The organism is Deinococcus malanensis (assembly GCF_014647655.1).
Taxonomy (GTDB): domain Bacteria; phylum Deinococcota; class Deinococci; order Deinococcales; family Deinococcaceae; genus Deinococcus; species Deinococcus malanensis.
On sequence record NZ_BMPP01000010.1, the window covers coordinates 128988 to 147584 of the forward strand.

General features: G+C 66.8%; 16 protein-coding genes and 1 tRNA gene. 10 read left to right on the plus strand and 7 right to left on the minus strand.

The features are described from left to right. The first annotated feature begins 6 nt into the window (after nucleotides 1-6). On the plus strand, nucleotides 7-282 hold the full coding sequence (locus IEY49_RS12850; protein ID WP_189009301.1) for a DUF4242 domain-containing protein: 276 nt from the start codon (nucleotides 7-9) through the stop codon (nucleotides 280-282). Between the two features lie 579 nt (nucleotides 283-861). Here the strand turns inward: IEY49_RS12850 and IEY49_RS12855 are convergent. Then, complete coding sequence (locus tag IEY49_RS12855; RefSeq protein WP_189009304.1) at nucleotides 862-1413, minus strand: hypothetical protein; 552 nt, start codon at nucleotides 1411-1413, stop codon at nucleotides 862-864. A 435-nt stretch (nucleotides 1414-1848) separates the two neighbouring features. Between IEY49_RS12855 and IEY49_RS12860 the strand changes: the two genes are divergently transcribed. Together IEY49_RS12860 and IEY49_RS12865 are read left to right on the plus strand one after the other, a co-directional pair. Then, nucleotides 1849-2568 carry a M23 family metallopeptidase gene (locus IEY49_RS12860; protein WP_189009307.1) on the plus strand — a complete coding sequence of 240 codons (720 nt, stop codon included), beginning with the start codon at nucleotides 1849-1851 and terminating at the stop codon, nucleotides 2566-2568. Then, entirely contained in the window at nucleotides 2565-3530 is a 966-nt protein-coding gene (locus tag IEY49_RS12865) for a TolB-like translocation protein (RefSeq protein WP_189009310.1), read from the plus strand. Before IEY49_RS12860 ends, IEY49_RS12865 begins: the two co-directional genes overlap by 4 nt. 13 nt (nucleotides 3531-3543) lie before the next feature. On the opposite strand, the gene ilvA is transcribed toward IEY49_RS12865, so the two are convergent. The 3 genes from ilvA to IEY49_RS12880 all read right to left on the minus strand — a co-directional run bounded on the left by ilvA (nucleotide 3544) and on the right by IEY49_RS12880 (nucleotide 6596). Beyond that, on the minus strand, nucleotides 3544-5088 hold the full coding sequence (ilvA, locus tag IEY49_RS12870) for a threonine ammonia-lyase, biosynthetic (protein ID WP_189009313.1): 1545 nt from the start codon (nucleotides 5086-5088) through the stop codon (nucleotides 3544-3546). 79 nt (nucleotides 5089-5167) lie between these two features. Further along, nucleotides 5168-5341 carry a hypothetical protein gene (locus IEY49_RS12875; protein WP_189009316.1) on the minus strand — a complete coding sequence of 58 codons (174 nt, stop codon included), beginning with the start codon at nucleotides 5339-5341 and terminating at the stop codon, nucleotides 5168-5170. Nucleotides 5342-5438: 97 nt separating this feature from the next. Next, nucleotides 5439-6596 (minus strand): FAD-dependent oxidoreductase, encoded by a 1158-nt coding sequence (locus tag IEY49_RS12880; RefSeq protein WP_373291914.1) that lies wholly within the window; start codon nucleotides 6594-6596, stop codon nucleotides 5439-5441. Between the two features lie 92 nt (nucleotides 6597-6688). Between IEY49_RS12880 and IEY49_RS12885 the strand changes: the two genes are divergently transcribed. The 3 genes from IEY49_RS12885 to IEY49_RS12895 are packed head-to-tail and all read left to right on the plus strand — an operon-like array spanning nucleotide 6689 to nucleotide 11876. After that, nucleotides 6689-7984 (plus strand): SpoIID/LytB domain-containing protein, encoded by a 1296-nt coding sequence (locus IEY49_RS12885; RefSeq protein ID WP_189009322.1) that lies wholly within the window; start codon nucleotides 6689-6691, stop codon nucleotides 7982-7984. Then, nucleotides 7981-10749, plus strand: coding sequence for a hypothetical protein (locus IEY49_RS12890; RefSeq protein WP_189009324.1), 2769 nt, complete (start codon nucleotides 7981-7983; stop codon nucleotides 10747-10749). The genes IEY49_RS12885 and IEY49_RS12890 overlap by 4 nt, the downstream gene beginning before the upstream one ends. A gap of 50 nt (nucleotides 10750-10799) precedes the next feature. Then, on the plus strand, nucleotides 10800-11876 hold the full coding sequence (locus IEY49_RS12895; RefSeq protein WP_189009327.1) for a hypothetical protein: 1077 nt from the start codon (nucleotides 10800-10802) through the stop codon (nucleotides 11874-11876). Between the two features lie 9 nt (nucleotides 11877-11885). Here the strand turns inward: IEY49_RS12895 and IEY49_RS12900 are convergent, their stop codons facing one another. Together IEY49_RS12900 and IEY49_RS12905 are read right to left on the minus strand one after the other, a co-directional pair. After that, nucleotides 11886-12908: a serine hydrolase domain-containing protein gene (locus IEY49_RS12900; RefSeq protein ID WP_189009330.1), complete on the minus strand. Its 1023-nt coding sequence runs from the start codon at nucleotides 12906-12908 to the stop codon at nucleotides 11886-11888. 123 nt (nucleotides 12909-13031) lie between these two features. Further along, complete coding sequence (locus tag IEY49_RS12905) at nucleotides 13032-14045, minus strand: asparaginase (protein ID WP_189009333.1); 1014 nt, start codon at nucleotides 14043-14045, stop codon at nucleotides 13032-13034. Nucleotides 14046-14124: 79 nt separating this feature from the next. Here IEY49_RS12905 and IEY49_RS12910 point away from each other — a divergent pair. The 3 genes from IEY49_RS12910 (at nucleotide 14125) to IEY49_RS12920 (ending at nucleotide 16985) form a co-directional block, all read left to right on the plus strand. Beyond that, nucleotides 14125-14200, plus strand: a tRNA-Asp gene (locus tag IEY49_RS12910). 194 nt (nucleotides 14201-14394) lie between these two features. Further along, nucleotides 14395-16317: a biosynthetic arginine decarboxylase gene (gene speA, locus IEY49_RS12915; protein WP_189009337.1), complete on the plus strand. Its 1923-nt coding sequence runs from the start codon at nucleotides 14395-14397 to the stop codon at nucleotides 16315-16317. A 203-nt stretch (nucleotides 16318-16520) separates the two neighbouring features. After that, complete coding sequence (locus tag IEY49_RS12920) at nucleotides 16521-16985, plus strand: DUF1440 domain-containing protein (RefSeq protein ID WP_189009340.1); 465 nt, start codon at nucleotides 16521-16523, stop codon at nucleotides 16983-16985. 88 nt (nucleotides 16986-17073) lie between these two features. Here IEY49_RS12920 and IEY49_RS12925 read toward each other — a convergent pair whose 3' ends face one another. After that, nucleotides 17074-17238: a hypothetical protein gene (locus IEY49_RS12925; RefSeq protein WP_189009343.1), complete on the minus strand. Its 165-nt coding sequence runs from the start codon at nucleotides 17236-17238 to the stop codon at nucleotides 17074-17076. Between the two features lie 83 nt (nucleotides 17239-17321). Between IEY49_RS12925 and IEY49_RS12930 the strand changes: the two genes are divergently transcribed. Further along, nucleotides 17322-18554 carry a class I SAM-dependent RNA methyltransferase gene (locus IEY49_RS12930; RefSeq protein ID WP_189009346.1) on the plus strand — a complete coding sequence of 411 codons (1233 nt, stop codon included), beginning with the start codon at nucleotides 17322-17324 and terminating at the stop codon, nucleotides 18552-18554. Nucleotides 18555-18597 lie beyond the last annotated feature (43 nt).

Below are 18597 nucleotides of genomic sequence, written 5' to 3' on the forward strand. Positions count from 1 at the left end.
GTGTCTATGAAGGTGTTCATGGCCGAACGTGACCTTCCCGGAATCACCATGGATCAGCTGGGTGCGGCGCAGGCCGCGGTGATTGGCGAAAGTCGGCGGGCCAGCGAGGCGGGAACGCCAGTGCGTTATCTGCGGAGTATGTATGTTCCGGGGGATAACCGGTGTGCCTGTCTGTTTGCGGCCAACAGCGCCGACGATGTATGCCGCGTAAACGACGCTGCCGGCGTGCCGTATACCCGGGTGGTCGAGGCGCACGATCTGCCGTCTCCACAAACCTCCTGAATCGAGGTTGCGTCTCACAGAGCAGTGTAGTCAACGCTGCTCTGTGGGCCTTTTCTGAAAACTACTCCCGGGCGAAACTGTCCTGGAGACCCGGAACCGGAGACCGGGCTGGTCGAGGAGCCTTCAGGCAGGGGATACGGCGGCCAATACCGGACAGGTCATGAAGAGCTGGTAGCTCTGTGTTCGCAGGCCCAATATGTCTTAAGTCTTCTCTGCACCGTGACGTCCGCTGGGCAGGATCAGCGGCATCCAGGTCGCGCTCTGCTGGCCTGGGTTCATGCTCAGAAAGCCACGACCATCCGCGGTGGTGGGTTCAAGGTAATGACACGCCATAGACCATACGCATCCAACGTGTCTGGGGCTAGGGCTGAATCCCGAAGGCGAGCGGCCGGTCACGGCCTGGATGGCCCCCTCCCCCGGCGTGACGCGGCCTGGCCCTGAAGCAGGGGCGCCCAGTATTGACCGCTGCGGTCGAAGCACCTGGCTCAGCCGGGTGCGCCGGGGGTGGGACCGGTCTGGACCACACGATGCCAGGGCCCAGAGGGGCCCTGGCATCGGCAAAAGCGCTGAACCGAACGCTTAGCTGGCTCCAGCGTCCCTCTTCCCGACTTCACGGGCGCTGGCGATGTCTTCGCTGGTCAGGTCGTGGGCAACTTCCTCGATCTGGGCCAGTGGGCGCTCAGGAATGGCGTCGCTCAGGCTGTCCGCGGCGCCACTGACCACGTCGTCGGCCTGGTCGCCGCCGAGCTTGCTCTGGACGGTCGACTTGACCTGGGCAATGAACTCGGGGGACTTGACTTTCTCAATCAGGCTCTGGGCGCCCGCCTGGTCCATCAGGCCCTGCACCTGGGTGCGCACGGCGGGATTGCTGCGGTACAGGGCGTACGCGCTCCCGGCGACCAGCACCAGGCCCCAGGGAAAGCCGCCCGACGAGCGCGCAGCCTTGAGCTCGCTCAGTTCACGCTGCAGGCTTTTGAGGTCTTTTTGCTGCTCGGCGACGACCGCGGCGGTGGCGGCCTGCTGCTTGACGAGGGCTTTACTGGCGACCGCGGCGAGCTCACGTGCGGCGCCGGTGTCATTCTGCTGAGCTTTGAGCTTCAAGCTTTCGATGGTCTTATGAATGGCAGTCATGTTTGTTCCTCCAGGAGCGGGATGAGGTCTCAGGGCCGCCGCGCTGGCGCCCTGTACACAAAGCGCAGAATTCCACGTTAGGCAGCCGGCCCGGACAGAGAAAGCATTGACCTGAAACTCACGCTCATTTCAAGCTTCCGGCATCTGTGCCAGAGATGCGCGCGTTGCCTGCTGCTATCGGCGTAGCCAATTTTGACGATGTACACGCCCCTGCCCTGCGACAGACCGGATCGTTCATGCTTCATTCCACACCCGTCATGCTCATAAATCCACGACCGCTTTATGCATATCCTTGACACATAGCGCATAAGGCGCTATTTTCTGTTCATCACCGCCCGAGAGGCGGCTTTTTTATTGCCTTGAGACTTGTTCTCATTTCCTGGTTCGTGTAACCACATGCACCGTCGGGACAGGTCTGCCGGGCCAGCATCGGGCATGAGGCTCAGAACCCTGGGAGCGGGCGCGGCGTTGGGTGCGTCCGCCTTTGCGTTGGCGCATTACGCACCTGCCCTGCCCGACAGCGCCATCGCGCGGCCCGCCCGGCAGTTTAGCCTGCCGTTCGCCGGTCCTCCAGGACCCGACACCTGGATGCTGGGGCAGGGGTACGGCAATACCACCGGTGCCTACCGGCAGCGGCGCAGAACATACGGCAACCTGCAGGGGGTGCATGCCGGGCTGGATTTCAGTGCGCCGTGCGGCACTCCGGTGCGTTCCATCGGGGACGGTACGGTGGCCGAGGTGGACGGTTCACATGGCAGCCCACCGCATAACGTGGTGATCAATCATGCCGGGAACCTCAGCAGCCTGTACGGGCATCTGCGGGTGCGCTCCAGCCTGCGGGTGGGGCAGGCCGTCAAACGGGGAGATGTGATCGGGCAGAGCGGCGACTCTCAGGAGACCTGCATCAGTGCCCCACACCTGCACCTGGAACTGCGTGACCGGTCTCATCAGCGCTTTTTCAATCCCTTGCCGTATATCCAGGCGGACTGGGATTCCCTGGCCCTGGCCGGCAGCTTCGGCCGTGGCTACGAGTACGACCTGAACGCTCCACGCCGCTGGCAGACTCCTGAATCCCAGCCCGAAGTGCGCCGTGGTGGCGCACTGCTCAACGAGTTCGCCCGGCCGTGGCCCCCTGCTCCGGGAGGAGGCCGATGAGACATCTGCTGAGCCTGGTGACGGCTGCAGCCCTGTCGGTTTCAGCTGCCGCCACCTTGCCCTCGCAGGCGGTACTGAGCGGCACCTGCTGCCCAGGGGCCGTGTGGAGCCCGGATTCGAAGGCGCTGCTGTTTCTGGATGGACCCCCGGCACGTCCAGCCACCGGGATCTATCAGGTGCCAGCTTCAGGCGGGGCCGTGACACGCCGGTTTTCCAGCGTGGCCTTTTTCTCGCCCAAACTGGCCTGGGCGGTGCGGCCCAGCAACGGGGACAACACCATACTGGAGCGCCTGTCGGACGGCCGGCGATTCAATCTTCCCACCCGTGGAGCAGACGTCACCTGGACCCGCTCCGAGACCCGGCTGGCCTATACCCGCAGCGACACCACCGGCAATTTCGACCGGCGTCTGAGCCGCGTATACGTGGCAGACGTATTCGGGGCGCCGCGGCAGGTGGCGACGCTCTATGGCGGTGGGGTCAGCGGCTGGGTCAATGACACCACACTGCTGCTCAGCGGTAAGGCGCAGCCCGGCGTGCGCGACCGCGAACTGTTTACCCTGGATATCCGCAACGGCGCGCGCCGCTCTCTGGGTCAGGCCCTGTCGTTCCGGGGCGTCAGCCTGAGTCCCGATGGCGCCTGGGTCGTGTATTACGTGGCCTTTGATTCCAAGGCCCGCAACGGGCTGTGGATCCGGCCCACTGCGGGGGGTGCTCCCCGAAAGCTCGATGCCTTTGGGGCCTACCGCTGGCGGGACGCGAGTCGCCTGCTGCTGATTCCGCTGCGGCCCGACGGCTCACCGCATGTGCTGCGCGAATACCGTGTGCGTGAGAATGCCTGGCGCACGCTGGGTGACCTGGGCGATCAGGTGCGCCAGGGTGACTGGAGTGTCAGCCCGGACGGCCAGCGGATGGCTTATCTGAGTGCCCGTGATGGGAACGTACGGGTGCTCAGGGTGCCGTAGCAGTGCAGGCCGTTTACGTCAGAAACAGGCGGTAGGCCGGGTTGGTGCTCATTTCGGTGGCGGGATAGCCCAGGTCACGCAGGAAGGCGGCAAAGTCGGCCTCATCTCCAGTCGGCACCTGCAGACCCGCCAGCACCCGCCCGTGTGCACTGCCGTGGTTGCGGTAGTGAAACAGGCTGATGTTCCAGCGGCCGTGCAGGTGGGTCAGGAACTCCAGCAGGGCGCCGGGCCGTTCAGGAAAGGTAAACGAGTAGACCCGCTCGTGGGCGGCCTCCGGCGCGCGCCCGCCGACCATGTGGCGCACATGGACCTTGGCCAGTTCATCGTCCGTGAGGTCGGTCACCGGGTACCCGCGCGAGGTGAGGGTGCTCAGCAGTTCTGCACGCTGTGCGGCGCGGGCCAGCTGAACGCCCACGAAAATGCGCGCGTTCTCGCGTGGAGCGTAGCGGTAGTTGAATTCGGTCACGGCACGGGGGCCGATCACCTCGATAAATTCCCGGAAAGCCCCCGGGCGCTCCGGGATGGTGACCGCGAGGATAGCCTCGCGCTGCTCACCGATCTCGGCTCTCTCGGCCACGTGGCGCAGGCGGTCGAAATTCACGTTGGCGCCGCAGGTGAGCGCCACCAGCGTCTGCCCCGGCTCTTGGAGCCGCGCCGCGTACTGCTTGAGACCGGCCACTGCCAGGGCGCCGGCGGGTTCCATCACCGCGCGGGTGTCGTCGAACACATCCTTGATGGCCGCGCACACCTCGTCGGTGCTGACACGCACCCAGCCGTCCACGTAGCGACGGGTCAGGTCGAAGGTGTAGGCGCCGACCTGCTTGACCGCCACGCCGTCCACGAAAATGCCCACCGTGTCCAGGCGCACACGGTGCCCAGCCTGCAACGACTGGTACATGGCGTCGCTGTCGTCGGGCTCCACACCGATCACACGCACGTCGGGACGCAGGGCCTTCATGACGCTGGCCACCCCGGCGATCAGGCCGCCGCCGCCGACCGGCACGAACACCGTGTAGGGCCGGTCCTCGTCAAGCTGGCGCAGCAGTTCGAGGGCCACGGTGCCCTGTCCGGCCAGCACATGCGGGTCGTCGTAGGGATGCACGAAGGTCAGGCCCTGCCCGCGCTGCAGCATGTAGGCGTGCGCCTCGGCATCACTGAAGCTGTCGCCGTGTAGCACGACCTCGGCGCCCCGGGCGCGGCAGGCCCGCACCTTGATCTCGGGCGTGGTGGCCGGCATGACGATAACGGCCCGGACCCCCAGCTCCTGCGCCGAATAGGCCACCCCCTGGGCATGGTTGCCGGCCGAGGCGGTAATGACTCCCCGGGCCCGCTCGGCGGCCGAGAGCTGGGCCATGCGGTTGTAGGCTCCACGCAGCTTGAACGAAAAGATGGGCTGCTGGTCCTCGCGCTTGAGCCACACCTGCTGTCCCAGCCGCTCGCTGAGGGCCGGTGCCGGACTCAGGGCGGTTTCCACTGCCGCGCCGTATACCTTGCTGGTCAGGGCCAGGCGCAGCACATCCTGGGCCTCGAGCGTGCCGGGTTCAAAGGTCTGTGTCATGTGTCGGCCTCCCTGAAAGAAAAAGGAAAAGACCCCGCCTGTAGGGGCGGGGCCACGATGTCAGCGCAAAAACCGGCTGTCAGGCACTCACCCCTGGGTACCGGAAAATTCGCGTCATCATGCCTGTTCGCAGGAATCCGCTCCGGTGCTCCCAGGTCGGGCGCGCGTCAAGAAAGGCCCCCGGGTGCAGCCGGAGGGCTGTTGCGGTGGCGGTGCGCAGCACCCTGGAAGCGGTACCCGGCCTGACGGTCATATCCGGCAGCATAGGGGAGAGTGGGTCGTGCCCGGACCCGCCGGGTAGACAAGCGGCCCAGAGAGGAGAGGGGCGTGCTGACCACAGCTCCCGGAGTTCAGCTCCAGGGCCGCGTCTGCACACCTGCCACGCTGGCGGCAAGGTCGTAGGCGGTGCTCAGGCCCAGGACGTCGGCCAGCGGCCCCCCCAGCAACAGGCGTGCACCCGGCAGGGCCTGATGCTGGGGCCGGCCGCGAGGGGATCCGCCCGGCAACGCCAGCCAGGCCCCCGGAACGTCACTGATGCTGCGCCCCAGTTCCAGGGCCTCGGTGGCCAGTGCCGGCAGCAGGTCCATCAGGGCCACCAGATCCTCAAGGGTTTCGCGGCGCAGTCCGGTCGGCACCCCGGTCAGGTGGCCCCCCTGCGGCAGGTAGCCGTGCGGGTCGCGGTGGTGAATGGCCGGAACCAGGGTAAAGCCACCGGTCTGTGGGCGCAGGGTCAGGCCAGACGTCCGCAGGATGGGTGAAGCAGCGTCGCTGGACACATTCAGACGCGGAACCTGGCGATAGGCACGGGCGTGTGCGGTATGCACGCCCAGGTCATGCTCGGCGGCGTATGGTCCCTCGGCGCCCAGGGCGATAATCACCTGAGGTGCGCTCAGCATGTGGGTTTCGTGCGTGACGATCTGGTGTGTGTTGGTCACAGTCAGGCGCTCCACCTGGACGCCGCCGGGGATCAGGGTCGCATGGGCGTTAAGCATCAGGTCCGCCCCTTGCCGGATCGCCTGCTGGGCGCAGGCCAGGGCCACGGCGCCCGGCCGGTAGGTTGCAGCCCGCGGGTCAAGCCGGGCAAACGGGAGGCGGTCAACCTGGACCAGCCCGGACAGAATGGGAAAGCGCGCCTGCAGGTCGGAACTCGCAACCGTGTCGTCTGCCTCCTGCTCATGGAATTCCAGCAGCGGCCGGTCCTCGAAGCCCACTTCTCCAAAAGCAGTGACCAGCTGCGCACGGACCCAGGCGGCCTCGGCCTGCCATGCGGCCGGCAGGTCCTGGCCACTCCAGACGCCTGGGGCCAGGATGGTGGCTCCGTCCTCGTTGGGAAGGCCACCCTCGTCAAGCAGCAGCAGGCGCAGATCAGGAGCCAGCTGGCGCAGGTACAGGGCGCAGGCCGCACCCATGCGTCCGGCTCCGGCCACAATCACGTCATAACCGGGGTTGACAAAGGGCTGCCCGACATGTGCCCAGACCTGTCCTGCCTTGCTGGCCGTCTCGCTCATTCCCTGCATCATGCCGCGCTCTGGGAGCAGGCGTCGTTCTCACCCGACTGTCAGGCGCTGGAGATGAAGGGTTGTTTATACTCCGGACTATCATGCCTTTTCGTTTGCGTTCCCGGCGCAGCTCATCTGGCCACTGCAGCCTGGGTGCCCTGGGGGCAGCCCTGCTCCTCGGTGCCCTGTCCGGGGCCCAGGCCCTGAATGTCCGCGTGCTGGTGTCCAGTGGACAGCAGGTCACGGTGCGGGTACCGGTGACCCCCACCCCCACCTCGCCGCTGGCGGCTCCTTCCGTGCTGGCCGCCCTGCCCCAGCCCCCGACCATGAACACGTGGCTGGTCGGGGTTTCAGGCCGTCAGCCGGGTGCGCACCTGACCCTGGGCGGCCAGGATGCCGGAAATACGGCCCTGTATCTGCCACCAACTCCGGGTAGTGTGGTGGAGATCAGTGGGCGGTTCTACCGCGGCGGAGTGCTGCTGCGTGCCCAGGACGGAGGTGTCCAGGCGATCAACGTGGTTGATGTCGAGGACTACCTGCGCGGTGTGGTGCCGGCCGAGATGCCCAGTGGCTGGCCGGCCAGTGCCCTGGCCGCGCAGGCCGTGATCGCGCGGACTTACGTTGCTGCCCGCATCAACCCGTCGGCACCCTACGACACCTGCGCCACCGAAAGCTGTCAGGTCTACCGCGGCATGGATGCCGAGAAGCCCGGGCCCGACGCGGCCATTGCGGCGACTGCCTCACAGGTCATCGCCTACGCCGGCAAACCGGCCAGCACCTACTTCAGCAGCGATTCAGGCGGCTTTACCGCATCCAGTGCGGAGGTCTGGGGGAAGGACATCCCGTATCTGACCGCAAGGCCCGATCCGTTCTCGGCCAACGGGCCGCGTTCGCGCTGGCGTCTGGAAGTGCCGCTGAGCAAGGTGCAGGCGGTGGCCACGCAGTTTGGTGCGAAAGTTGGGGCCCTGCGCGGGGTGAGTGTCACGCGCGTGAGCGAATCCGGGCGACCGCAGGAAATCACCCTGAGTGGCGCGGCGGGTGTGGCGCACATCAGTGGGGCTCGGGCCGGCGGCTTTGTGCGTGCCCTGGGCGCCACGAGCAGCCGCGCGATCCTCAGCGGCCTGAGCCCCCTGATCGTGGAAGGCAGTGGCGCCGGCCACGGCGTGGGGCTGTCGCAGTACGGCGCCCTGGAGCTGGCCAGGCAGGGGTATGACCACCTGCATGTACTGGGCTTCTATTACCCTGGCACTACCCTGAACCGGCTGGCCGGCGTGCGGGATTCGGGCGGCCCGGTACTGGCCGGCGCACAGCCGCTGCCTGAGCTGGGCATTCCTGGTCTGCCTTCTGCGCCTGGGCCTTCATGGCTGGCCCTACGGGCTGTCGCGGGTACGCCATGAGGCGCCGCACGTCTCCCCAGCGCCGCGCCGGATTCATCCGTGGCGCGTTGCTGACCCTGGGGCTGCTGGCCGGGGCCATGAGCGCTGCCGAGGCCCGGACCGTTCGGATCATCTCGGCCGACACGCTGGAACTGCGTCAGGTGGACGGCCAGGAGCTGGTGATCATCACTGGCGAAAGTGTAGAGCTGCGCGTCGATGACGACGTGGTGCGCGCCCGCCGGGTGGAATTCAACCGGACGCGCCGCACCCTGACGCTGGTGGGCGCCGCCCGCTACACCACGGCCAAGGACGGCCAGGACCTGCGCGGCGAGAACCTGGTGGTCAATCTGGGCGAGGAGCAGATCACCGGTGAAGACGTCCTGATCAGTGACGACGAACTGGAAATCCGCGGCTCGGAGGTCGAGCGCATTCCGGGCCAGCTGCGTGCCAGCGGCGGCTACTTCACGACCTGCGCGCGCTGTGGTCGCACACCCAACGACTTTGCCTTCCGGGCCGAGCGCCTGATCGTGTATCCCGGTGACCGGCTGATCGCCTACCGGGCGCAGCTGCTGCTGGTGGACGTACCGGTACTGTTTCTGCCTGTGCTGGTGCTCCCCCTGAACGAACGGGACCGCCAGCCCCGGCTGGAAATCGGCCGGGACGACCGGGACGGCACGGTCGTGGAAGCGGACCTGCCCTTCTCGATCGGTTCCAATACGCTGGGCACCACCCTGCTGCGCTACTACCAGAACCGCAGCCCCAGCCTGGGGGTGGGTGTGGCGCTGCGCTCCTACGCGCCGCTGCCCTATGTGGACCGCATCAACCTGTACACCCTGGCCAATCCCAAGCCACTCCTGGCGGACGGCAAGCCCAATCCCGGATACGACCTGGACATTGATTTCAGCGCCAGTGGCCGGATTCCGCTGACCGAAGCTGTGCGGGATCTGGATTACCGTCTGAGCGTCACGCGGCGCGATATCGGGCGCCGGGAAGGTGACGGGGTCCACGGGGTGACCAACGTGAATTTTGGTGCCAAGGTGGAATATCCCCGCTTCAACGCGGAGTTTAACTACGTCGACCGCTTTGGCCCGGAGGCGACCACCCCCATCACCTCGCCGCTGAAGGAGCCGGAGGTCATCATTGACCCCAAGGTGTACACCAACGGCAACTTCAGCCTGGACACCCGGTTCAGTGTTGGGCAGTACACCGCCCAGAGCAACCCGCTTTCACGCAGTGCGAGTGCCCAGGGCATCAACATCACCACCACCCGGCTCGAGGAGCAGCACGACCTGTCCTACACGGCCCAGCCCTGGCCGGGCGCGGACCTGCGGCTGCGCAATACCTTTACCGGGCGCTACTACGGGACCGGTGCCCGCACGGTGGACCTGCTCGTCAGCGGTGAACTGACCCAGCGCTTCAACGTGGACAACACCATTACCTTCGGTACGCGTTATCTGCGCACCGAGGGCACCAGCCCCTTTGCGTTTGACGCCGTGAACCGCCGGGTGCTCAGCGCTCCGGTCAGCATCACGCTGAGCACCGTGCCGGTGCGGGATGTCCGCTTCGGCATCTCCTATACCCGTGATCTGTTCCTGGCCCCGCAGGATCAGCAGCCGCTGGGTGTCACCCTGAGCGTCAACCGCCTGCCCCTGCGCCTTGACGCCTCACTGCGCCACAACATCGACACCGGTGAGTTGCAGGACTTCACCTACAACGTGACCCTCAGTGACCCGGACAGCGGCACGCCGAAGGTCACGCCTGCGCAGCCCGCGACCGAAACGCAGCCGGCGAAGCCTGCCACCGTGACGCGCAGCAGCCCCTGGCCGTTCCCGAACCTGTCGCTCAGCGCGTCCGGTGGTTACCGCAAGGGCACCGGTCTCGTTCCGTTCCGGGTCAGCGCCACCGTGACGGGCGACCTGCGCACCAACACCTTCACGGTGTACGCCATCCACGACTTCAAGACCGAGCCGGTCAGCGAGCTGGGAGTGACCTACAGCCTGTCCACCACGCGTGACGTCGTGCTGAATCCGGTGACGGTGACAGGACGCGAAACTTTCTACCTGGAACCCGCCCGCATGAGCGGCGAGCACAGCATCACCTGGCGCGGCCAGTACCGCGCCTTCACCGCCCATGACCTGCTGCTTGAGCCTCCGGCCACCGCCACGTCCAGCGGTACGGTGACCTTCGGTGTGGGTACCGTGCAGGGCAGCGCCAACAGCTGGAATCTGATCTACGGCGGCCCCTACGACCTGCGGCGTGGCGGCTGGACCGCGCCGACCCTGACCGGCACCGTCAGTGTCACCCGTCCCGGCCAGCGGCTGGGTCTGGTGGCAGTGCTCAATGTCGCGGGCCTGGACCAGAAACGCACCGAGCTCGCGCGGGTGGACGCCGATGCCAACTGGCAGTTCGGCAGCCGCGCGGCGATTTCGGGCCGGGTGCTGTACAGCCGCACGCGCAGCGGCACCTACCCCAACGACGTGGCCACCGATACGCTGACGGTGGCGCCGGTGCGGGCCACGGTGGCCATTGGCAACGGGGAGAAGCCCGGCGCCTACCTGACGGCCAGCCTGCGCCAGACCTTCACCTGGGTGGATGGCGTGCGCCAGAACTACACACCCATCTCGCCGGTGATCGGGCTGACCATTGACCGCTGCTGCTGGGCCCTGCAGGCGGAAGCCGACCTGGGGCTGGGGCGTTACCGTCTGGCCGTCGGTCTGCCCGGGCAGGCCTTTTACCCGCTATTCGACCTGACCAAGGAAGGCTTCGACATTCCGCTGCTGCCCTGATGTCCGGGCTCTGCCCTCAATCAGCCCTGCCCCTCAAGAGGTGACCGTCCGTGAAACCCCGCTTTGCCCTTCTTGCGCTGCCCCTGCTGCTTGCTGCCTGTACCGGCACCGAGGAAAGCACCCCAAACCTTCCCCTGGTGCTGCTCACCGATGGTGGCACCACGCTGCGCACCCTGACCCCCACGGAGGACACCTCCAGCACTCCATTTACCGATGTGGCCCGCCAGACCGTGACCGGCGGCGTGAGTGTCGAGACACTGTCCAGTGGCCGCCGTTTTGCACTGACCCGCACCGACGGACTGGACAGCCGCGATTTGCAGCTGGCCACCCCTCAGCCGTTCGGCACCCTGCCGTTTACCCCGTGTCTGCGCCAGACCGCCACCAGCGCTGCGCGTGATCGCCTGCTGACCCTCAGTGAATGCCAGGGAGGCCCCCAGCGTCTGGCGCTGTACCGCGATGACGGCGTTCTGGTCTGGACGGCCCTGCTGCCCACCTTCCTGCCTGTTGCGGGTACCGACGTGCCACCGGTGAGGCTGGCGGTCGTGCGTGATACGGCTGCCGAGCGTGACGTTGCTGTGGTAAGCCGCCCGCGCATGGGTGGGGGCAGTGAGGTGCTGCGCGTGGCCCCGCTCAACACTGGCGACACGGTGGCCGAGGTCAGCGCGCCGCTGCCTGTGCCTGCAGTCAGGGATCTGGTGACTTATGCAGCCCCAGGGGGGACCGCGCAGATTCTGGCCGCTACCGACTCCGGTATCCAGCCGCTCAAGACCACCGGAGAGCCCGACGCGGCGGCAGCCCTGAAGGCTTTTGGCACTGACCGGTATGACCGGCTGTGGGCGGGACCGGCGGGGAACCGTCCCCTGCTTGCGGCCTGGCGTAACAACGTGTCCTCGACAGGCCCGCTGCTGCTGTGGGACGGTGTACGCGCCACTGCAGCCACGGTGACCAGCTTTGTCAGTGACCTGCGGGACGTGACAATCACACCGACAGGGCTGCTGTACACCCTAAGCGGCAACACCCTGACGCGTTACGACACGGCCTACGGCCTGACCCAGGGCAACTGGCGTGTGCGCACGGTCATCAGTGGCCTGAACGACGCCCGCAGTGTGACCTGGCTGGTGCCCTGAGCGCCTGATTCAGGGGGCCGCAGCGCCGGCCCCCAAAAGTGCGCCCAGCAGCATGGGCACAGCGCCGCGCACCCCGGTCAGAGGCACGCCGCCGCGGGCCAGCAGCGCGACCACCACGCCGGCCTGAGGGTCAAAGCCCAACCCCGCGCGGGTACCTCGGGCCACTCCGTCGTGCCAGCGTGCTGTGCCCGAGACCATCCACCCGGGGGCCACGCCGTCAAGGTGCCGTGGGAGCCCGGAAGGCTTGAGCAGCCGGGTCCAGTGTGTGCCGGCCTGCTCCGACAGATGGGCTTCGCCAAAGCCCAGCAGGTCCGCAGCGCTGCCGTAGAGGCCACCTGCACCCGCCAGCGGCCCAAAGCCCGTAACCGTGGGGCTGCCCAGCATTCCGGTGGGTGTCACGACAGTGCGGCCTGGGCTCAGGCTGACATCCGGGAGGCCCAATGGAGCGGTGACGCGGGCCCCCAAAGCCCGGCCGTACCCTTCTGGACTCAGGTCCTCGCCGGCGGCGACAGCGCAGGCTAGCGCCAGCACGCCGGCCCCCAGGTTGGAGTACATGAACCGCCCCGCCTGCCGTGGACTGGCCCAGCGGGCCGCGCTGGCCAGGACGTGCCGGGCACTCATGCCACCGTAGGGATCGTGGTAGCGGGTCAGGATGGTCATGGCGGCCCGCGCCGGATGAGCGGGCAGGCCCGCGGTATGGGTGGCCAGGGCCAGGGGCGTCAGTGTCCGGGGCAGAGGCCGGAAGGAACCGCCAAGCGCGCGCAGCGGAGTCTCCCAGTCCAGCAGGCCTTCACGCGCCAGCACCTCGGCAAGAGCGGCGGTAAACGGTTTGGTCACGCTGGCCAGCTCGAACAGTCCGTCTGCTGATACCCCACCCAGCGGCATAAAAACCCGTTGCCCGCCACGGGACAGGGCCAGGACACCGCCGCGCGCAAACGCCAGCCGGGTCAGCGCGCGCAGGGGCCTGACATCGCCCCCCAGCACCTCGGAAGCCTGGGCCAGCGCGGCGGCGTACGGGTCGCGGCGGAACATGGCTGGCAGCCTAGAGCATCTTTCTAAAAGACGGCATTGTTGAGACGGGCGGAACGAGTGGGTTGTGCCGAGCAGGACGCAGAATGGGAGGATGCCGACAGTCTGTGTTCTCATCGAACCGCTCTAAAGCGCCGCTTCGGGCCTCCAGTGCAGCGGCAGCTTCACCTGCACCTCACCGACCTCGCGGTCAGCCCAGTTGCGCAGGGTCGCCGGGGCCAGCGCCCGCAACTCTGGCGTTATGGCCACCCCCAGCGCGTCAAGCACCGCCAGCGCCACGTGGGCGCGCGCGCGCTCGCCGCCGTCCATGATCTTGAAGGCCACCCCCAGCGGCCCGCGCGGGGTATCGCGCAGCCCCAGGCCGAAAAAGCCCTCAGCCCCCATCTTGGTCACCAGGCCGGGAACCAGGGGCATCAGGGTGGTGTCCAGCCGTCCTGGCCCCGCGACCAGTTCTGGGTAAGCGGTCATGGCCGCAAAGATGCGCCCCAGGGCCGCGTCAGAGCCCGGGTCGGCCAGCCGTGCGAAAACCTGCGCCATGCCACTCAGCGGCAGTGCGAAGGCCGGCACGCTGCACCCGTCCGTTCCGGCATGCACATGCTCGGGTGCCACTCCGGCCAGTTGCGCGTGTGCTGAGCGGATTTCGGCTTGCAGGGGATGATCGTGCTCGGTGTACCCTTCCTTGGGCCAGCCGTGAAGGACACAGCTCAGCAGCATTCCCGCGTGTTTGCCTGAACAGTTGTGGTCTAGCGGGGTCGGCGCGGTGCCTGTGCGAATCAGCTCGGCTGCGGCCTGGGCGTCGAAGGGCGGATGGGTGCCGCACAGCAGGTCGGCCGCTGTGCTGCCCGAGCGGGCCAGCAGGCGCCTGACCACGTCCAGGTGCGCCGGGGTGCCGGCATGACTGGCACAGGCGATCGCCAGTTCGTCGGCCGGCAGGTCCGGAGCCACGCGGGCCAGCGGCAGGGCCTGCACCGGTTTGCTGGTGCTGCGCGGAAAGGTCACCAGATCCGCGTTGCCGCAGGAGGCGACCACCCAGCCCGCCGGGTCCACCACCGCCACGTGAATCTCGTGCCGGCTTTCGTTGAGGCCGCCGCGCGTGAACTGTACTTGGCCGGGAGTCGCAACCAGTTCTGAGAGGGACATGGTGGCAGGGTAGCGTGGTTGCCGGGAAGAGCCGGCCGACTTGACTTCCGCTGCCATGGCCTCTAATCTTTTGTCCGCTGGTCCGGTAGTGTAGCGGTTAGCATAACTGCCTGTCACGCAGTAGGTCGCGGGTTCAAATCCCGTCCGGACCGCCAGAATGAGAAGAAGCGAGACCTTTTGGGTCTCGCTTCTCTCATTGAGGAGAGAAATGCAACCCGGCCCCCGGCGCACAGGGGGGGGGCGTGCCGTATCATTTGCCCCGGTTTCGCACGGCGTCCGTGAAAGGCACTTTGTCATTTTCCGAACCCCGCGCACGGCGAGCCTACCTTACCCATGGAGGACGCCTGTTGTGACGAGTACCCCCACCCCCGGATTTACCACTGTTGATGCTGCCGAGCTTTACCAGGTTCCCAACTGGAGCGGCGGCTGGTTCCGTGTCTCGGACAAAGGCCAGCTGGAGGCCACCACCAGTCCGGGTCTGCACGTCCCGCTGCGCGCCATCGTCGACGAGATCGTTGACCGCGGCGAGAGCCTGCCGGTCATTCTGCGGTTTCCGCAGGTGCTGGCTGGCCGGGTCAAGCACCTGAACGAGGTCTTCGGGCAGGCCATCGCCGAATACGGCTACACCGGGCACTACCAGGGCGTGTTTCCCATCAAGGTCAACCAGCGCCGCGCGGTGGTCGAGACCGTGGCGTCGGCAGGTTATGACTACGCGCACGGGCTGGAGGCCGGCAGCAAGGCCGAGCTGGCGCTGTGTCTGGCCCAGCGCATGCACCCCGACGCCCTGCTGTGCTGCAATGGCTTCAAGGACGACGGCTTTATCAAGCTGGCGCTGTGGGGCCGCACGCTGGGCAAGAACGTCGTCATCACCATCGAAAAGTTCAGTGAACTGGACCGGATTCTCAAGCAGGCCAAGGCGTTGGGGGTCCGGCCGGCCATCGGGGTCCGGTTCAAGCTGCACGCGCGCGGTTCGGGGCAGTGGGAGGAATCCGGCGGAGATCAGGCCAAGTTCGGCCTGAACGCCTACGAGCTGCTGCGGGTCGTCGAGCGCCTGAAAGCAGAGGGCATGATCGATTCGCTGGTCATGCTGCACACCCATATCGGCTCGCAGATCACTGACATCCGCCGGGTCAAGGTCGCGGTCCGCGAGGCCACCCAGACCTACGCGGGCCTGATCGCTGCGGGTGCCGAACTCAAGTACCTGAACGTCGGCGGTGGGCTGGGCGTGGACTATGACGGCTCCAAGACGACCTTCTACGCCAGCATGAACTACACCGTCAAGGAGTACGCCGCCGACGTGGTGTACACCATTCAGGAAACCTGCAAGGCGCGCGGGGTGCCCGAGCCGATCATCGTCTCCGAGTCCGGCCGGGCCCTGACCGCCCACCACGCGGTGCTGATCCTGCCGGTGATCGACGTGACCGGCCCCACCCGCAACCTGGAAGATCAGGAACTTGTGGCCCCGGCCGAGGACAGCCACCAGCTGATCAAGGACATGCACGAGATCGTGCAGAACATTTCCATGCGCAATTACCGCGAAATGTACAACGACGCGGTCGGTGACAAGCAGACGCTGCACGACCTGTTTGACCTGGGCTACGTCACACTGCAGGACCGGGCCCGTGGTGAGGCACTGTTCAACGCGATCCTGCGCAAGATCGCCAAGCTGATCCAGAGCGAGAAGTACGTGCCCGACGAGCTCGAAGATCTGCAGAAGGTCCTGGCCGACAAGTACATCTGCAATTTCTCCCTGTTCCAGAGCCTGCCCGACAACTGGGCGATCCAGGCGCTGTTTCCCATCGTGCCGCTGGACCGCCTGAACCAGAAGCCCACCCGGCAGGCCACCCTGGTGGACATCACCTGTGACTCAGACGGCAAGATCGAAAAGTTCATCGATCTGCGGGACGTCAAGGCCACCCTGCCGCTGCACGAGCCCGGCAAGCAGCCCTACTACCTGGGTGTGTTCCTGATGGGCGCCTACCAGGACGTGTTGGGCAGCTCGCACAACCTGTTCGGCAAGGTCAGCGAGGCCCACGTCACGGTGCGCCCCGGCGGCCGGTTCAACATCGATCTGTTCGTGCGTGGCCAGAAGGCCCGGCGCATGATCGAGTCGATGGGCTACGAGGAACCGATGCTGCGCGACTCTATTGAAGATCAGGCCGACGCGGCGCTGAAGGTCGGCACCCTCACGGCAGGGCAGGAGCATGAGCTGCTCGAAGACTACGGCGAGGAACTGCTGGGCTACACCTATCTGGAGTACGAGGAGAGCTGAAGCCTCGCTCCTGATCGAACCGGCCCGCAAGACGGGCGAGGCAGGAACCGGGCAGATGCACAGCAGTAACGCGAAGTCCAGAGGCCGCTCAGACACTGGCTTCTGGACTTCATCTGTTGATATTCCCCTCGCCCGGCGTCCGGCTCAACGCCCATTAGGCCAGCCCGAGCTTCTCTCACGCCCGGCTCCCTCATGATCCGGCCATGAATCCTTTTGTGCAATCTGCGTTAGCCGGGTGTGTGGCCACCCTGCCCATGTCGGTCTGGATGCTGGGCGCCCAGCACTGGCTGCTGCCCCGGCGGGAACGCTACCCGCTGCCGCCGGAACAGATCACCGAGCATGCCGCTGAAGCAGTGGGCCTGGACACCGTGGCGGAGAACGATACAGTCCTCAAGGCCGCGACGGTCGTGAATCACTTTGCCTACGGTGCGGCGGTCGGGGCTCTGTACGCGCCGCTGCGGGACCTGCCCGGGCCGCCGGTGGTCAAGGGAATCGGTCTGGGAATTGTCGTGTGGACTGGCAGTTACCTGGGGATGTTGCCGGCCACGGGCCTGCTGAGCTCTGCCACCCATCACCCGGCGCGGCGCAACGCCCTGATGATCGTGGCCCACTTCATCTGGGGCGGTGTGACCGGGGTGCTTGCCGAGCGGTCATTGAAGCGAAGCTAGGACCGGGCTGCTCCCGGGAATGCTGATCACATAAGCAACCTCCGGCGCGGGCGTATCGGCGCCGGAGGTTGCTGAATAGCTCTGAGCGTTATTCCTCGTCTTCGGTCGTGGTGGTGGACGTGGTCTGGGTGGTGTCTTCCTGGTCCGTGGTTGTGGTGGTCGTGCTGGTGGAAGTGTCGGTCTCGGTCTCGGCGCCGTTGTCACAACTGGCGAGCAGCAGGGCAGCAATCAGCAGGGGAATGGTGCGTTTCATACAGTAATTCTTTCCGTTCGTGAGGACAGCCTGGATGAGCCCTCACCGGGCCATTTCTTCACGCGCCGCGCTACCCTGTACCTATGTCCGAGCCACTGCTTACGCTGGAAATAGAGAAACTTGTCGCGGGGGGGCTGGGGCTCGCCCGTGACGAGTCCGGCGTGGTGCTGGTGCGCGGCGCCCTGCCCGGCGAGCGCGTCACCGCACGTGTGCGTGCTGGCAAGGGGGTGCGTCAGGGCACGGTGGTCGAGGTGCTGCGGCGCAGTCCCGACCGGGTCGACGCCCCTGAACTGCCCACCGCTGACCTGGCCCACGCCCGTTACGAGGCGCAGCTGGCCTACAAGAAGGCCTTCGTAGAAGAGGCCCTGAGCCGCATTGCCAAGGTGCGCCGGCCTGTGAACGACACGGTGCCGAGCCCGCAGGCCTGGGCCTACCGCAACACCGCGCAGTACCTCGTGACGCCGCAGGGCCTGGCCTACCGCGAGCGGCGCGGCAGCGACCCGCTGGTGGTGGACAAAGACCCCCTGGTGATGCCGCAGATTCAGGCCGTGGTGGACCGTCTCGACCCCAAGTTGCTGGACCCGGCGACCGAGGTCGCCTTCCGGGCCAGTGGCCTGACTGGAGAAGTCGTGGCCGCATTGATCGGGCCGGGCGAGACCCGGCAGTATCTGCGCGCCAGTGACCATCTGATGGACGCCGGCGTGGTGGGGGTCAGCCTGGCCCAGCCGGCTGGACGGCGCTTCAGCGCTGGGGTGCGCCTTATCGCCGGTGAGAGCGAGATCCGCGAGCAGTTCGGGCAGGTGCAGGTCAGCGTCTCGGCTACCGGCTTTGCCCAGGTCAACCCGCAGGCGGCCGGACTGGCGTACCTGCGCGCGGCGCAGCTGGCGGGGGAGGGCGATCACGCGGTGGACCTGTACGGTGGGTCCGGCGCCATCGGCCGGCATCTGGCTCCGGCCTTCCGCAAGGTTACGGTGCTGGATTCGGCGCCGGAGGCCCTGTCGCGTGGCCGGCAGGACGTGGCGGTCAGTGGCGAGCACAATGTGGTCTACCGCAGCGGCGACGCGGCGCGCTTCAGCGAACTGGGCACCGACGTCATCGTGGTGGACCCCCCACGCGCCGGCCTGGACGAGGAGGCCCGCGAACAGATCCACGCCAGCACCGCCGACCGGCTGGTGTATGTCTCGTGTGACCCGGCCACCTGGGCGCGTGACGTGGGTGACCTGCTGCGGCGCGGCTGGAAGCTGGGCGAGGTCACCCCACACGACTTCTACCCACAAACGAGCCATGTGGAGATCGTCAGCGTCCTGAACCGCTGAAGTGCGCGGCCGCAGGGGCCTGCGGTTCATCGATGCATCACAC

Excerpts from the sequence above, each read along its gene's own strand:
- IEY49_RS12850 (WP_189009301.1), top strand. The coding sequence starts at position 7 with ATGAAGGTGTTCATGGCCGAACGTGACCTTCCCGGAATCACCATGGAT.
- IEY49_RS12855 (WP_189009304.1), bottom strand. The coding sequence starts at position 1,413 with ATGACTGCCATTCATAAGACCATCGAAAGCTTGAAGCTCAAAGCTCAG.
- IEY49_RS12860 (WP_189009307.1), top strand. The coding sequence starts at position 1,849 with ATGAGGCTCAGAACCCTGGGAGCGGGCGCGGCGTTGGGTGCGTCCGCC.
- IEY49_RS12865 (WP_189009310.1), top strand. The coding sequence starts at position 2,565 with ATGAGACATCTGCTGAGCCTGGTGACGGCTGCAGCCCTGTCGGTTTCA.
- ilvA (WP_189009313.1), bottom strand. The coding sequence starts at position 5,088 with ATGACACAGACCTTTGAACCCGGCACGCTCGAGGCCCAGGATGTGCTG.
- IEY49_RS12875 (WP_189009316.1), bottom strand. The coding sequence starts at position 5,341 with ATGACCGTCAGGCCGGGTACCGCTTCCAGGGTGCTGCGCACCGCCACC.
- IEY49_RS12880 (WP_373291914.1), bottom strand. The coding sequence starts at position 6,596 with ATGAGCGAGACGGCCAGCAAGGCAGGACAGGTCTGGGCACATGTCGGG.
- IEY49_RS12885 (WP_189009322.1), top strand. The coding sequence starts at position 6,689 with ATGCCTTTTCGTTTGCGTTCCCGGCGCAGCTCATCTGGCCACTGCAGC.
- IEY49_RS12890 (WP_189009324.1), top strand. The coding sequence starts at position 7,981 with ATGAGGCGCCGCACGTCTCCCCAGCGCCGCGCCGGATTCATCCGTGGC.
- IEY49_RS12900 (WP_189009330.1), bottom strand. The coding sequence starts at position 12,908 with ATGTTCCGCCGCGACCCGTACGCCGCCGCGCTGGCCCAGGCTTCCGAG.
- IEY49_RS12905 (WP_189009333.1), bottom strand. The coding sequence starts at position 14,045 with ATGTCCCTCTCAGAACTGGTTGCGACTCCCGGCCAAGTACAGTTCACG.
- IEY49_RS12920 (WP_189009340.1), top strand. The coding sequence starts at position 16,521 with ATGAATCCTTTTGTGCAATCTGCGTTAGCCGGGTGTGTGGCCACCCTG.
- IEY49_RS12925 (WP_189009343.1), bottom strand. The coding sequence starts at position 17,238 with ATGAAACGCACCATTCCCCTGCTGATTGCTGCCCTGCTGCTCGCCAGT.
- IEY49_RS12930 (WP_189009346.1), top strand. The coding sequence starts at position 17,322 with ATGTCCGAGCCACTGCTTACGCTGGAAATAGAGAAACTTGTCGCGGGG.